The following is a 13871-nucleotide window of genomic DNA, read 5'->3' as shown; positions in this document are numbered from 1 at the left end:
TCGCACCGCAATAATCGTTAAGCCGCAGGGCAAGGAAATCGTAGTCGATGAACCGTGACATTTCGCTGGATATACTCAGAGGGTTGATGCTAATTATTATGGCAGCCGACCATTTTGGCGAGCCTATTTTTCAGCACCTTTATGAGTTTGCAGGTTATGTGAGTGCAGCAGAGGGGTTTGTATTCCTTTCTGGGATGCTGGTGGCATTGGTGTATAGCCGTTATCACAGCGCTGGTGGGCAAGTATTAGAACAGCGGGTTTGGCATCGTGCTGGAGTCATTTATCTCTACCATTTAGTGGTGCTGTTGTCAGTCTTTGTTTTTTCGGTTGCGACACAGTGGTCGGGCGCTTATTGGACGAGTTTTGCCAATGAAATGCAGGTTGAACCCGCTCGTGGTTTGTTGTCAGGTATGTTGTTGGTGTATCAGCCACCAATGTTGGATGTATTGCCATTATACGTAGTGTTGATGTTGGCAGCGCCTTTTGCGTTACGCTTGATGTTGCAATATCAAACGATTGGTGTGGCAATGGTGTTATTAGGCAGCAGTGGTTTTTGGTTGGCGGCGCAATACGGTTGGGGGCGTGATGTCTTGGCACTGTTGCCGCAAGGGTTGATGCTGCGGGGTGGAGCATTCGACTTTATGGCTTGGCAGTTGGTGTTTGTATTGGGCATGGTGCTGGGTTTTCTGCGTTTCAGTAGCAAGGGGAAATTACCAGGTTTGAATGGTTGGTTGTGGTCGGCAAGCCTTGCCATCATTGTGTTTTTGTATTTGCAACGTCATGGGTATGTGCAGCGGGAATGGTCATCTGTCACTGTTTGGTTACAAGAATACCGCCATATTGCCCGTGATAATCTAGCGTGGCTGCGCTTGTTAAATTTCTTAGCTTTCGTCTATGTGATTGCGGGTATGATTGCGCTGCATCGACGCTACAATGTGTTCGCGTTACTGGCCTTGCCGGGGCGCTGGTTGGCGTTTTTGGGGCAGCATTCCCTACAAGTGTTTGCTTACCATTTGGTGGTGTTGTATTGCTACATTCCCTTCCGTTGGGGCGATTGGGCGTTGACCGATAACCAAAAGTGGGTGGCTCTCGCTGTTTTTATTGCCAGCTTAAGCCTACCCGCCTTGATACATCAATGGTATTTGCAGCGTAAGAAACAACGAGTTCAGAACTTGAAACCTTTGTGCAACGCTACGATGCCGCCGGTCATATTGGTGTAAGTGACGCGCTCAAACCCAGCGGCCTCCATCATGGCTTTGAGGGTCACCTGATCGGGATGCATACGGATAGATTCTGCTAAGTAGCGGTAACTTTCAGCATCATTGGCAATCAGCTTTCCCATCATCGGTAAAAGTTTAAACGAATAGTGGTCGTAGATCGGTGATAAGCCGGGTACGACCGGCTTGGAAAATTCCAATACCAATAAGCGCCCACCTGGTTTCAACACACGATACATGGAGCGTAGTGCTTTATCTTTATCCGTCACATTACGCAGCCCGAATGCTATGGTGATAATGTCGAAATGGTTGTCAGCAAATGGCAGGCATTCAGCATTGGCTTGCACATAACGCACATTGCCACCAATCCCTCTATCGGTTAAGCGTTCGCGCCCGTTTTCCAGCATGGATGCATTGATGTCGGAAAGAATCACTTCGCCATCTTCCCCCACAATCCGCGCAAACTTAGCTGCCAAGTCACCGGTTCCGCCTGCCAAATCCAGAACACGATTGCCGCGTTTTGCTCCGGCGGCATCAATGGTGAAACGTTTCCACAAGCGGTGCACCCCAAACGACATTACGTCGTTCATTACATCGTATTTGTCGGCTACTGAATGAAATACGCCAGCAACCCGATTAGCTTTCTCGGTAATAGGTACTTGTTGAAAACCGAAATGGGTAGTTTGTTCCTGTTCTGCCATGCGACATGCTTCCGTGTGATTCAAGTTTCTAGGCATTGTAACAGGCAAACGCTGTTTCTACATGGAGTCTGAGTATGAAAAAGTTGATTGCTGGTTTAGGGCTAACCGTATTAGCGGTTCCCTCTGCGCAGGCGTGGTCAGGTGGCATTGAGGATATGCGTACTGCACGTGCAAATAAAAGTGAGCCAGTGGTGCGGGTGGTCAAGCATTATCAAGAAGCAACACTGTCTTGTGAGCAATGCCGTATTAGGCCGGGGCATATACAGCGTAACCCCCAAGCAACCGGGTGGCAGCGTTCTGCGAAAGTAACGCCCCATATGCGTCGGCATCCACAACGTCAGCACCCTGCCACCGCAGCAAGAGTACCTGTGCGCCCTGTACAAATGTATGCCTATTACGTGCCGCAACGTCATCAGGCAGCCAAACATCCCCCGCGTATTCATCGTATTGCGGGGCAAGCACCGCCGATGTGCCGTTATATCCGCTGATGGTTTAAAAGGGCATGAAGATCTTGCTCATCCCGTCGAGAATTTCTGCTCGCCACACTACCGCAACAAAGCCCGCCATTGCCAGCCAGGGCCCAAATGGCATGGGCAGGCTTTCGCGGTTACGTTTAGCAACCATCCACAGAATACCGAAAAGTGCACCAAATGCCGATGAGGCAAAAATAACGAATGGCAAGATTTGCCACCCACCCCATGCGCCGAGGGCTGCCAGCAATTTAAAATCGCCATGCCCCATACCTTCTTTGCCGGTCAGTAAGCGGAATAAATGGAATACCGACCACAGTGCCAAATAGCCAAACGCAGCGCCCAGAACTGCATCCGGCAAGCTCACGAAGGTTCCGTTAATATTGAGCAATAAGCCTGCCCACAGTAGCGGGTAAGTCAGAATGTCGGGTAATAGCATGGTTTTCGCATCAATCATGAAAAGCGTGACTAACACCCAGGTAAAGCCCAGCAGCGCTATTAATTCCATCCCGTAACCGACCCGCCATGCCACTAGCATCGAGAATACCGCAGTTGCCAGTTCGACTAAGGGGTATTGCATCGAAATAGGTGTTTTACAACCTGCGCACTTACCTTTAAGGAACAGGTAACTCAGTAGTGGAATATTCTCTATCGCAGTAATTTTATGCCCACAGGTGGGGCATTGTGAGCGTGGCACGACCAGATTGAAGTCGCCGGTATCCAGTTTGTCATAGGGTTTATCGAGCCATTCGTTGCAGTCACGTTTCCATTCACGTTCCAACATGATGGGCAGGCGATAAATAACCACATTCAAAAAGCTGCCCACTAGCAATGAAAATAGGCCAACGACGCTTATTAACCAGACTTGGTTGGTGCTAAGTAAATAAATAAGTTCCATTTTATTGTTTATCCTAGATAGCAGAACCAAGTTTAAAGATAGGTAGATACATGGCAATAACTAGACTGCCCACAATGCCCCCTAACACTGCCATGATTAATGGTTCAATTTGTTTGGCAAGCGTGTCGACCAATGCATCTACCTGCGCTTCGTAATAATCGGCAACTTTCGCCAGCATTTCTTCTAATCGTCCAGACTCCTCACCAATCCGAGTCATTTGCACCATCATATTAGGGAATAATTGAGTGGTTTGCATCGCTGTGTTTAGTTGTACGCCGCGTGCGGTATCATCTTGGATTCGACGTGACGCTTCTTCGTAAAGCGCATTGCCGGTTGCACCAGATACAGAGTCCATTGCTTCCACTAACGGTACACCTGCTGCAAACATCGTGGCGAGTGTGCGGGCAAAACGTGCAACTGCGGAGAGATTCAGGATATTTCCCATTATCGGTACTTTTAATGAAGCTTTATCTACAAAGCGATCAAAAGCTGGTGAGCGTTGTCTGGCTTGTGTAAAACTGACTCCTATCACAATAAAAACTAGGATAGGCATCCACCAGTTAGCAATCAGCCAATCTGAAAGAGACATCACTAACAGGGTGAATGCCGGTAGATCCGCACCAAAACTAGTGAATACTTCTTTAAATTGCGGGATAACCCATATCAACAGAATAGCTGATACAACCACCGCTGCAATGACAACAATCATTGGGTACATCATGGCACTTTTGACTTTTGCTTTGAGTGCTTCGCTTTTCTCTTTGTACGTGGCAACTTTTTCCAGCATGGTTTCCAGCGTACCGGCTTGTTCGCCCGCTTTGACTAAGTTGACGAATAATTTATCGAAATATTTGGGGTGACGTGATAAGGCCGTACCTAGACTCGCGCCACCTTCAATATCGGCTCTTAATTTGTGGACGAGTTCACGTACCGAGGCATTGTCACCGCCAGAGGCCATCAGTTCGAGTGATTGCACCATTGGTACGCCTGAACGCATCATGGTGGTCAATTGGCGTGCAAATTGGGCAATGTCAGCCGGTTTAATAGCGGGTTTGAAGAGTGGTTTGGGCTTGCGGTAAATGCGTCCCGGATTAATGCCTTTACGGCGCAATTCAGCGCGTAACCAGTTGGGGTTAACGGCCTGGGTTTCGCCGCGTATTTTGACGCCGTTACGGTTAATGCCTTCCCATTTGTAGGTGGCTTGTGGCGCACTGGCTCCAGGTTTTTTGCCAACAGTCGGCTTATTCAACGTTTTACTGTGCATGTCTGTGGCTCTATGTCATTTTTTATTATCGACTGCCAGTTTAACACGGGGAGTCGCTGGAAGGTGTGCTTGTTGGATAATCGGTGGTTATTGGTTTTAGTCGGAGGTAACGCGTTCCAACTCGGCGAGTGAGGTGATACCTTGGCGAACTTTGTCTAGGGCGGAACGTCGTAAATCGGCTATGCCTTCTTTGAGTGATTGTGCGGCAATTTCTAGCGAGTTGCTGCCGTTCATGATCATGCGCCCCATTTCTGCGGAAATCGGCATGACCTGATAAATCCCCACCCGACCTTTGTAACCGCGTGAACATTCTGAACAGCCAACGGGTTCATACAGCGTGAGTGACGCTAATTCTTCCGGCTGGAAACCCATTTGTAACAGTACATCATTGGGGACATGTGAGGGTTGTTTGCACTTTTCACATAAGCGTCGTGCCAGCCGTTGGGCGATAATTAAATGAATGGATGAGGCAATATTAAACGGTGGTACACCCATATTCATTAGGCGGGTTAGGGTTTCCGGGGCGCTGTTGGTATGTAGAGTAGATAACACCAAGTGGCCTGTTTGTGCAGCTTTTATGGCAATTTCAGCCGTTTCTAGGTCACGAATTTCCCCAACCATGATGACGTCTGGATCTTGGCGTAGAAACGAGCGTAAAGCTTCGGCAAAGGTTAGCCCCACTTTGGCGTTGACGTTGACTTGATTGACGCCGGGCATATTAATTTCGGCTGGGTCTTCTGCGGTTGAAATGTTTTTTTCCGGAGTATTCAGAATGCCTAAACCGGTGTAGAGCGTGACCGTTTTACCGCTACCCGTTGGGCCAGTGACTAAAATCATACCGTCTGGTTTTTCCAGCGCTTTCATGAAGTCACGTTGTTGTTTGGGGTCAAAACCCAGTTTTTCTACCCCTAACGTAGCGTTGGATGAGTCGAGTATCCGCATAACCACCTTTTCACCAAACAAAGTGGGCAGGGTGTTAACCCGGAAGTCAATTTTTTGTTGGTCGCTGACGGTAAAGCGGATACGCCCGTCTTGGGGAACCCGACGTTCGGAGATATTCATGCGAGCCAATACTTTGATACGTGAGATCAGTTGCTGGGCAGAATCGTTCGGTGGGTTGGCAACCACTTGCAAAATACCGTCAATGCGGTAGCGGATACGCATAGTTTTTTCAAATATTTCGATGTGAATGTCCGATGCTTTGGATTTGATGCCGTGTGCCAGCAGCTTGTCCACGAACTCAATGACGGCTGGGTCTTCGTCTTCTTTGGTTTTAAGGTCGCGGACATCCAGTAAAATTTCTTTAGCAGCGGCAGGAACCGCCGCAGTGGAGGCTGCTTTGCCGGAGTGTGTCGGTGCGGCACGCCCCATCATGCCGTCATCCACTTGTAAGTAGCGTTGTAGCTTGTCGAATTCGACAAACACCGGTTCGGGGATGAGGCCGGTCGCAAATTTGACGTCATCCAAATTGGTCAGGTAGGTGGGGTCAGCCAAACCCACCATGATACTTTTACCGCGCTGATAGAGCGGGATAAGATTGAGTTTACGCATTTGCTCTTGATTGAGCAGGGTAGCAACCAACGGCGGAATGTTGATTTGATCGAGGTCGACCATGCTTAGCCCGTATTCAAGGCTGGCAGCATAGGCGACGTCTTTGGTCGATACGATTCGGGAACGTATCAGCCACTCAACCAGTGAAACCTTTTCGGCACGTGCTTTCTGCACGGCTTGCGTAGCTGACTCTTTGTCGAGCAGATCCTGCACAACTAATTGTCTGGCTAGCCCCGGTAAGGGGATGGAGGATGTCAACGGTATCATGTCAGTGGTGGTGTTGTTTATTTATTGTGTCGTTAGCAAATCGGTATTCGACATGATACCGTGTCGAAAGCGTCTATAAAATGAATTTATTTGAAGCTGGGTTTAAGCGGTTTCAGTGAGCCAGTCATCCACGGTTTTGATTTTACTGCTGAAGTTGATGCCTAACAGCACCTTGAGGCGTGGGTCTGTCTGGTACGCGCCTGCATAGTCTTTGTCTTTGATTTGCTTGAGGGCGGCTTTGGCACTTTTATTGAGCTTGAATTCGATAATATAAATGTGTGTCGGGGTTTTGACCACGCAATCAATGCGCCCGGTGCTGTCGTTGACTTCGGCTTCGGTGTATTGCCCCAGATAAAAGAACACCAGATAAATCAGGCTATGGTAATAGGCTTCGGCTTCCTTGAGGAAAATCTGCGACGGGATTTTCTTGAAGATGCTTTTGATGATCTCGATGACTTGCTCAAGGTCATTGGCTTGGAATGCTTTGTGCAAATGCACAACCAAGGGTGTGCCGAGTGCAGTCTGTTCATGCCGCAGGTTACTGATCATGTATTCCAGCAAGGCTTCTTTGACTTCAGCGTTGGGGTAGTCGAGGCGGTAAAGGTTGTGTTCGTCGATGCTTTTGATTGTTAGGTAGCCAGTCTGGAATAGGATTGGCAGGGTTTCCAGATAGTCAATGTCGTAGCTAGAGAAAGCGCGTTCGCTCAGTTCGAGGTTGTCGAATTGATAGAGCCAGTCGCGGCGCATCAGTTTGATAAGGAACGTCGGTGTACCGGATTCAAACCAGAAGTTGCGAAACGCATTGGCACTGAAAAAACTCAGGATGGAATAGGGATTGTAAACAAAGTGTTCGGTATCCCACGAGTAACCGTTGTACCAGCGGCGTAGTTTTTCCAGCAATTCTGTGCGGCTGAGTTTCAGGCGTTGTTCGGCAGCGGGGAAATAGGGGGCGAAATAATGCTCCAGTTCGGCTTGGGTGTAGCCGACCAGCGTGGCAGCTTTGTGATCTAGTGTCAGGTCGTAGAGGTTGTTTAAGTCAGAAAATACCGAGACTTTGCTGAATTTGGATACGCCGGTGATCAGCAGGAATTCCAGATAGGGGTCGCTATCCTTGATGACGGAATAGAACATTTTCAGGATTTGTTGGTTGGTTTTTGCCTGTGGAATGTCGTCGAGATAGTCAATCAGTGGCTTGTCGTATTCGTCAATGAGCAAGACGACTTTGCGCTGTTGAGCGGCTTTTTTTATTAACTCACGAAATTGGCGGTCGATACTGGATTCTTCCAATACGATACCCAAGCCGTTGCTGATGGTTTGTAATTCTGCATGGATGGCGGCTTCCAGCCCTAGTGTTTTGTAGCCGATACTGCTGAAAGACAAGTGTATTACGGGGTGGATGTTATCCCAATCCCATTGGTTTTCAATCCACAAGCCTTTGAACAGGTCGCGCTTGCCGCTGAAAATGGCGTTGAGGGTGGAGAGTGTCAGCGATTTTCCGAAGCGGCGCGGGCGCGAGAGGAAGTAGTATTTGCCGCTGGCAATCAGGAGGTGGATGGCTTCGGTTTTGTCGATGTACAGGTAGTCCTTGCCGATGATTTCGTCAAAGGTTTGGATACCGACGGGGAGTTTTTGCAACATGGTGAATCCGCTCTACAGGGTGCATGGGGACAGGATAGCACAGTTGGGCTAGACTGGACGGTATCGACGGGAATGGAGCAGGAAGACAATGCGGTAAGATGAGTTATTGGAACTATTAGCTAACGGCGAAAATTCCGGTGTGGAATTCAAGCGTGATGATATTCGCCTCGAAGTAATGCCCGTGCCGGGAACGTCTATCGAGGTGTTGGATCAGGCGAAATTGCAAAACTACATCCAAACCGTGATCAATGATCCCGACGTACCGCAAACACCCGCAGATTGGCAGGAACGTTTGTTGGGTTTGGGGTTTTTGGTCAAAGTACCCACGGGGGAGGTGATGTGTACCATTGCGGGCTTGGTATTGTTTGGAATAAAACCCCGCCGTTATTTGCGCCAAGCCGGTATTCGGGTGATGGTGTTTGATGGGGTGGAAAAAACCTATCAGGCGCGGCTGGATGAAACCTTGGATATTGCTTTGCTGGGGCGTATTCACTATGAAAAATCAGGTGGTCGTACCATTCTTGAAGATGGCTTGGTTGAAAAGCTATTGTCGGTGTTGCGTCCTTTTATTTTTTACGAAAGTGATGTGTTGGATGCGAATAGCTTGCGGCGTGATCGGGGGTGGATGTATCCGTTGAATGCGTTGCGGGAATTGGTGATTAATGCGTGTGCGCACCGTGATTGGACGCGCTTTGTGGATATTGAGGTGGGGGTGTACGCAAATCGCTTGGAAATCATTAGCCCTGGTGCATTACAGAATTTCATGACAGTTGAGAAAATGAAAGCGGGGCAGCGTTCGCCGCGTAATCCGATTATTGTAGAAATATTGCGGGACTATGGGTATGTGGATGCGCGGGGCATGGGCATCCGTACCAAGGTGATTCCGCAGATGCGGGAGTTTAATGGTACGGAGCCGACGTTTGATGCGACGGAGGATTATTTGAAAACGACGTTGTGGCGTTGAATGCTTCGTGAAGTTTGAGTCTGCTGTCGAAGTCGCCGCTAATTTACTGTACCGTTGTTCTGCCGCTGGGGGGGAGTAGTTGTTTACAAACTGCATCACGGGGAGATGTGTCGAAATCTAAGCCCAAACTCATCATGTCACCTTGAGTCCAGCGTGGATGTGACAACCAAGTACTACTTAATATACTTTTACGCTTATCTTTAACGGGATACTCAATATTAGCAGCATCTAGCATGGTATAAAAAGTGTGTTCAGTTGTTAAAGGCATGTCTTGGCGTGTGCGGATGTACGCTACTTTTTCGGGTTGTAAATCTGCATATTCAGCAGAATTCCACCACAATGAGGCTACCCTGAAATCGTATTCAGTACCATGACCATGCCCACTCTTATCACATTCATTATCAAATAGGTTTTCCCCATGATCTGCGCTGTATAGCAGTGTTGCGGGACTGCGAGTTGCTTTTAATCGCTGAATGACTTCGGCTAAAAAATAATCGGTGTATACAATGCTATTGTCGTAACTGTTGACCATCAATGTTTTCTGCGTGCGGTCGTACATGTTAGCACCGTTAAAACCCGTCAACGAAGGGGTAAATACATTGAATTCAGGTGGGTGTCGGTCAGCGTAATTGTAATGCCCACCTAATGTGTGCAAAACAATTAATTGTTTTAATTCATTCTTTTCCAATATGTCTTGAAGTGGTTGTAACAACACCCCATCGTGCGCACCCGACCCTCGATAATCTACTTTATTGAGAAATTTGGTTTCATGTGCCTCGTGTGCGTGCAAAGCAATGGAGCTTTCATGTACGCCTAAAGGACCTTGAGTGGATAACCAATACGTTTTGAAACCTGCTTCACGGTAAGCACTAACCAACGATTTTTCATTGAAAAAAGCGGTTGTGGTGCTGGCGGGTTTGCGAGTAATCATGATGGGTACGGCCATACGTGTCCATGCCCAACCACTGATTACATTGGTTAAGCTTATGACATCTGGGATGTTTGATAACTGTGGGTTAGTCGGACGTGTGTAGCCATTTAATTGCCAGTGATCAGGTCGACCTGTTTCCCCGATAACCAAAACGTGGATCTGGCGACCTGCCATGACCGGATTTTGTGTAGCATTGAACTTGAAGTCGTTCACAATTGCTTGTGCCTGTTTTAAACCACGAGATTGATTAATGAAACTGTTGATACGAAACGGAATGCCAATAGGATAAGAGTTTTCCAAACTGGCTGAGGCCAGAGAGGTTTCTTGGTTGCCCATGATTAATGAATCATTATTAACAGGTAGACCCGCTACCGATTCGCTTAGGGTTTCGGGAAGAATGAAAATGCCAGCAACCAACCAGCCGAGTATTAATGTTAAACGTCGTTGCTTATTATTCCACAGCCAGTTTTCTTTGAAAGATTTTTTGATAATAAAGATAACTACTAATATAGGAGTCAATAGACCCAGTATAAGCCAAGGATTTACACCTATTAGAAACTCTCCGCTTTCGGTTACATTGGTTTCCGCTAATACGCCAAAAATATGTGCATCACTAGGTCGTCCGTAAGTATTGATATAAAATAATTCAAAGGGAACAATAGCCAAGAGAGGGAGCAAAAAGGTCAGACCTACCCATAGTTTTTTGAATGTCGCTAATAAGAATACTACGACGATGATGTTAACCAAAAATATATCTGCTGAAAGATACTTCCACCAGAAGGTATTCGGCATCAAAATAAAAAAAATCACAGTAATTATTAAGATATAGGCGGTTATTTTCATTGTTGTGAGCCTTATTGATTACTTATGACCCCAAAGGTGCATTCGCTTCAAAAATACAGGTATGTGGCAAGATACTACGGTTGTTAATATTTGATTTGCAAAGCCATTCACCATTAATGTTTCTGGTATACCAAATGGATTTGTTTTTTATAATATCATTAACATTATTGTTATTGAATATAAATACTACATCACCTGTTGGTGAGTTAGTTGTTGTGTTGGCGGAACCAGTTATTTGTCCGAAAGAACCATTTGTTTTAGTATTGATACTGATTAAAGCTGGTTTGTCTAAAGGAAACTCACCTGTAATCGAAATATTGTCTTCACTATTTGTGCGAGCAGCATCGAGTAAAACAATGGCTTCAAGGACTTGAGACTTCGCGACAAACGTATGATAAGTAGGTATCGCAATGGCTGCAAGAATTCCGATAATCGCAACGACAATCATCAGTTCAATTAGTGTGAAGCCTTTTATTGTTCTCATTATTATAACTCCTCACGAAGAGAAGGGCTTTTATGAAGCCCTTCTCTTGTATATTAATCAACCTATTTCTTAGGTAAATTAAGCGCCAGATGGAGTAGAGCTTGCACCAGCAGTACAACCTTTAGGTGCATATTGAGTGCCTAAGTCTGTGGAGCAAGACCATGCACCATCAGCAGTACGAGTGTACCATACAGACTTGTTTTTCAGCTTTTCGTTTACAGTAGATGCTAAGAACTTATAGACAACAGTACCAGCCGCACTGTTGGCGGCAACGCCGCTCACCCCTGTGATAGTGCCATATTTACCTGTAGGGTTGACACCGTTGTCGGTCAATGATGTGACAGTTTGTAGATATTCACCACTAGATACAACTTGATCTTCGATAGTAGTACGTGCGCCATCCAACAGAACTACTGATTCAGAGGCCTGTGAACGTGCCATGAAGTTTTGGTATTGTGGCAGTGCAATCGCAGCCAAAATGCCGATGATGGCAACTACGATCATCAATTCGATCAAGGTGAAACCCGCTTGTGCTTTAGATTTCATTGTTTTCATACTCATTTGAATCATTCCTTATTGTTAGGATTAGTTGGGAGATTTGTTAATGTCCTGAGACACTAGGAGTAATGCAGGAGACGTGCCAACCGCCATTTGGGTGTTAGCGGTAGGTTTTCTGGGATGATCGGTGGTTTTGCGGAGGGGGTTGTCAAAATGTGACAGGCAGGTAGGAGGAATGTGACAGCATGGAAGGAATGCGCTATAACGTAGTTACTGTTCTGTAAGTGAGATATGTATGGATTTTGAATGGGATGAGGCTAAAAACATCCGTAAGCACTTCAGCGAGAAGGGCAGAACCTAAAGAAAGGAAACGTTATGGACAAGCAAACCAAGACTGTTAAATTCTCATTAGATGCCTCCAATTTACCCGCTTTGACCGCTAAGCAGGAAGAGGAATTGAAGATATTAGCAGCGATGCCAGATGAAGAAATTGACTTCAGCGATATTCCAGAAACCACTGAGGCGATGTGGAAAAATGCCGTGGTTGGTAAATTTTACCGTCCGATCAAGAAACAAGTCACGGTGCGAATTGATGCGGATATTTTGGCATGGTTGCAATCCAGCGGCGCAGGCTACCAAACGCGGCTAAATCAACTGCTCCGCGAGGCGATGCAGCAGGCAGCTTAGGAAGCGTCACTTAGCCCTCATCCAACCCATACTTCTGAATCCGATAACGCAACTGCCGGAACGACATCCCCAACACTTCCGCCGCCTTGGTGCGATTCCAGCGCGTCTGCTCCAACGCCCGCAAAATCAAATCGCGCTCCGCCTCCTCATCCACCGGATTCCAAGCCGGTAACGCCTCCACTTCCCCTCTACTTTTCTTCTCTTTTTCTTCAAGCCCCTCACCCCTTGCGGGGGAGGGGTTGGGGAGGGGGGTAACGGCGCAAGCCGTCATGTTTGCTTCCACCGGCAACTGCAAATCATCCGGCTGAATCGTATTGTTATCACACAACGTACTCGCCCGCTCCAACACGTTTTCCAGCTCGCGCACATTCCCCGGAAATCCATACGCCCCCAACTCTTGCCGTGCCGCAGGCGACAACCGAATCGGTGGCATCTGCCAACGCTCGGCAATTTTCTGCAAGAAAAAGTCCGCCAACAGCAAAATATCCTCCTGACGTTCGCGCAGCGGTGGCACTTTCAACTTGATCACATTCAGGCGGTAATACAAGTCTTGCCGGAAATGCCCGGCGGCGACCTCGTGTTCTAAACTCTTGTGGGTCGCACTCAGAATCCGCACATCCACCGGAATTTCTTCCAAGCCCCCCACGGGTTTAACCGCGCCTTCCTGAATTGCCCGCAGCAACTTGACCTGCATGGTCAGCGGCAAATCAGCGACTTCATCCAAAAACAAGGTGCCTTTGTGCGCCGCTTGAAACAGCCCCTGCTTATCTGCCATTGCGCCGGTAAAGCTGCCTTTTTTGTGCCCGAAAAACTCGCTTTCCATTAGATTTTCAGGAATCGCCCCGCAGTTGACCGGCACAAACGGCGCTTTGCCCCGTGAACCTTGCTGGTGAATTTGGTGCGCGACCAATTCCTTACCGCTGCCCGATTCGCCGTGGATGTACACCGGCGCTTGGCTACGTGCCAGTTTGTGGATGGTGGCTTTGAGTTGCTGCATCGCCGGGGAGTTGCCCAAAATACTGCTGCTGTGGGTGTCGCTATCGCCATCCGCTGGCGTGGGTTGTTTGCTTTTACCTGCGGAAAGCTTCAGCGCGGTTTGAATCAACTCGCGCAGTTTCGGCAAATCCACGGGTTTGGATACGAAATCATAAGCGCCCGCTTTAAGCGCCTCCACCGCCGTATCCATGCTGCCAAACGCCGTAATCACCGCGACCGGAATATGCGGGTAATGCTTTTGCAGGTAACGCACAATGTCAATGCCGTTACCATCGGGCAGCTTCATATCGGTCAGGCACAAATGCGGGTGATAATTTTCGATCTGGCTGAGAGCATTTTCCACATTGCCAGCGGTGATGGTATCCAGCCCCATGCGTAACAGGGTGATTTCCAACAGTTCACGGATGTCAGGTTCATCATCAATGATGAGTACGGTTTGTTCAGTCATTATAATTATCTTAT

Annotated in this window: 13 protein-coding genes; 4 read left to right on the top strand and 9 right to left on the bottom strand. The window is 47.7% G+C overall.

Translation table 11 applies throughout. From position 1 onward, the window contains the following. Positions 1-47 precede the first annotated feature (47 nt). Positions 48-1220: an OpgC domain-containing protein gene (gene opgC, locus BLV87_RS08230; RefSeq protein WP_093067312.1), complete on the top strand. Its 1173-nt coding sequence runs from the start codon at positions 48-50 to the stop codon at positions 1218-1220. Here the strand turns inward: opgC and ubiE are convergent. After that, the gene (ubiE, locus tag BLV87_RS08225; RefSeq protein ID WP_093067309.1) at positions 1166-1918 is read right to left on the bottom strand and encodes a bifunctional demethylmenaquinone methyltransferase/2-methoxy-6-polyprenyl-1,4-benzoquinol methylase UbiE; all 753 of its coding nucleotides are present in this window, start codon (positions 1916-1918) and stop codon (positions 1166-1168) included. The two genes, opgC and ubiE, sit on opposite strands and share 55 nt — an antisense overlap. A 74-nt stretch (positions 1919-1992) precedes the next feature. Between ubiE and BLV87_RS08220 the strand changes: the two genes are divergently transcribed. Beyond that, positions 1993-2406, top strand: a complete 414-nt coding sequence (locus tag BLV87_RS08220) for a hypothetical protein (protein WP_093067306.1) — start codon at positions 1993-1995, stop codon at positions 2404-2406. Positions 2407-2410: 4 nt separating this feature from the next. Here the strand turns inward: BLV87_RS08220 and BLV87_RS08215 are convergent, their stop codons facing one another. The 4 genes from BLV87_RS08215 to BLV87_RS08200 form a co-directional block, all read right to left on the bottom strand. After that, positions 2411-3286, bottom strand: coding sequence for a prepilin peptidase (locus BLV87_RS08215; RefSeq protein WP_093067303.1), 876 nt, complete (start codon positions 3284-3286; stop codon positions 2411-2413). Between the two features lie 13 nt (positions 3287-3299). Next, entirely contained in the window at positions 3300-4550 is a 1251-nt protein-coding gene (locus tag BLV87_RS08210) for a type II secretion system F family protein (RefSeq protein WP_093067301.1), read from the bottom strand. Between the two features lie 96 nt (positions 4551-4646). Then, a complete protein-coding gene (gene pilB, locus BLV87_RS08205; RefSeq protein ID WP_093067298.1) occupies positions 4647-6368 on the bottom strand; it encodes a type IV-A pilus assembly ATPase PilB in 1722 nt (573 codons plus the stop codon). Between the two features lie 102 nt (positions 6369-6470). Beyond that, a complete protein-coding gene (locus BLV87_RS08200) occupies positions 6471-8006 on the bottom strand; it encodes an ATP-binding protein (protein WP_093067295.1) in 1536 nt (511 codons plus the stop codon). Between the two features lie 106 nt (positions 8007-8112). Here BLV87_RS08200 and BLV87_RS08195 point away from each other — a divergent pair, with 106 nt between their 5' ends. Then, entirely contained in the window at positions 8113-8970 is an 858-nt protein-coding gene (locus tag BLV87_RS08195) for an ATP-binding protein (protein WP_245706961.1), read from the top strand. A 43-nt stretch (positions 8971-9013) separates the two neighbouring features. Here the strand turns inward: BLV87_RS08195 and BLV87_RS08190 are convergent, their stop codons facing one another. The 3 genes from BLV87_RS08190 to BLV87_RS08180 all read right to left on the bottom strand — a co-directional run bounded on the left by BLV87_RS08190 (position 9014) and on the right by BLV87_RS08180 (position 11789). After that, positions 9014-10744, bottom strand: coding sequence for a phosphoethanolamine transferase (locus BLV87_RS08190; protein ID WP_093067293.1), 1731 nt, complete (start codon positions 10742-10744; stop codon positions 9014-9016). A gap of 22 nt (positions 10745-10766) precedes the next feature. Continuing rightward, on the bottom strand, positions 10767-11228 hold the full coding sequence (locus BLV87_RS08185; RefSeq protein ID WP_093067290.1) for a pilin: 462 nt from the start codon (positions 11226-11228) through the stop codon (positions 10767-10769). Positions 11229-11306: 78 nt separating this feature from the next. Further along, entirely contained in the window at positions 11307-11789 is a 483-nt protein-coding gene (locus BLV87_RS08180; protein ID WP_281241311.1) for a pilin, read from the bottom strand. Between the two features lie 312 nt (positions 11790-12101). Between BLV87_RS08180 and BLV87_RS08175 the strand changes: the two genes are divergently transcribed. Then, the gene (locus BLV87_RS08175) at positions 12102-12413 is read left to right on the top strand and encodes a BrnA antitoxin family protein (RefSeq protein WP_093067287.1); all 312 of its coding nucleotides are present in this window, start codon (positions 12102-12104) and stop codon (positions 12411-12413) included. Between the two features lie 10 nt (positions 12414-12423). On the opposite strand, the gene BLV87_RS08170 is transcribed toward BLV87_RS08175, so the two are convergent. Continuing rightward, the gene (locus tag BLV87_RS08170; RefSeq protein ID WP_093067284.1) at positions 12424-13857 is read right to left on the bottom strand and encodes a sigma-54-dependent transcriptional regulator; all 1434 of its coding nucleotides are present in this window, start codon (positions 13855-13857) and stop codon (positions 12424-12426) included. Positions 13858-13871: the final 14 nt, after the last annotated feature.

Origin of the sequence: Thiothrix caldifontis (genome assembly GCF_900107695.1) — a bacterium.
Lineage (GTDB): Bacteria > Pseudomonadota > Gammaproteobacteria > Thiotrichales > Thiotrichaceae > Thiothrix > Thiothrix caldifontis.
This window is presented reverse-complemented; position numbering and strand designations above follow the sequence as displayed.

What these genes read in the sequence shown, in the direction of transcription:
- ubiE (WP_093067309.1), bottom strand. Translation starts at nt 1,918, where the DNA reads ATGGCAGAACAGGAACAAACTACCCATTTCGGTTTTCAACAAGTACCT.
- BLV87_RS08220 (WP_093067306.1), top strand. Translation starts at nt 1,993, where the DNA reads ATGAAAAAGTTGATTGCTGGTTTAGGGCTAACCGTATTAGCGGTTCCC.
- BLV87_RS08185 (WP_093067290.1), bottom strand. Translation starts at nt 11,228, where the DNA reads ATGAGAACAATAAAAGGCTTCACACTAATTGAACTGATGATTGTCGTT.
- BLV87_RS08170 (WP_093067284.1), bottom strand. Translation starts at nt 13,857, where the DNA reads ATGACTGAACAAACCGTACTCATCATTGATGATGAACCTGACATCCGT.
- BLV87_RS08215 (WP_093067303.1), bottom strand. Translation starts at nt 3,286, where the DNA reads ATGGAACTTATTTATTTACTTAGCACCAACCAAGTCTGGTTAATAAGC.
- BLV87_RS08180 (WP_281241311.1), bottom strand. Translation starts at nt 11,789, where the DNA reads ATGAGTATGAAAACAATGAAATCTAAAGCACAAGCGGGTTTCACCTTG.
- opgC (WP_093067312.1), top strand. Translation starts at nt 48, where the DNA reads ATGAACCGTGACATTTCGCTGGATATACTCAGAGGGTTGATGCTAATT.
- BLV87_RS08190 (WP_093067293.1), bottom strand. Translation starts at nt 10,744, where the DNA reads ATGAAAATAACCGCCTATATCTTAATAATTACTGTGATTTTTTTTATT.
- BLV87_RS08200 (WP_093067295.1), bottom strand. Translation starts at nt 8,006, where the DNA reads ATGTTGCAAAAACTCCCCGTCGGTATCCAAACCTTTGACGAAATCATC.
- BLV87_RS08175 (WP_093067287.1), top strand. Translation starts at nt 12,102, where the DNA reads ATGGACAAGCAAACCAAGACTGTTAAATTCTCATTAGATGCCTCCAAT.
- BLV87_RS08210 (WP_093067301.1), bottom strand. Translation starts at nt 4,550, where the DNA reads ATGCACAGTAAAACGTTGAATAAGCCGACTGTTGGCAAAAAACCTGGA.
- pilB (WP_093067298.1), bottom strand. Translation starts at nt 6,368, where the DNA reads ATGATACCGTTGACATCCTCCATCCCCTTACCGGGGCTAGCCAGACAA.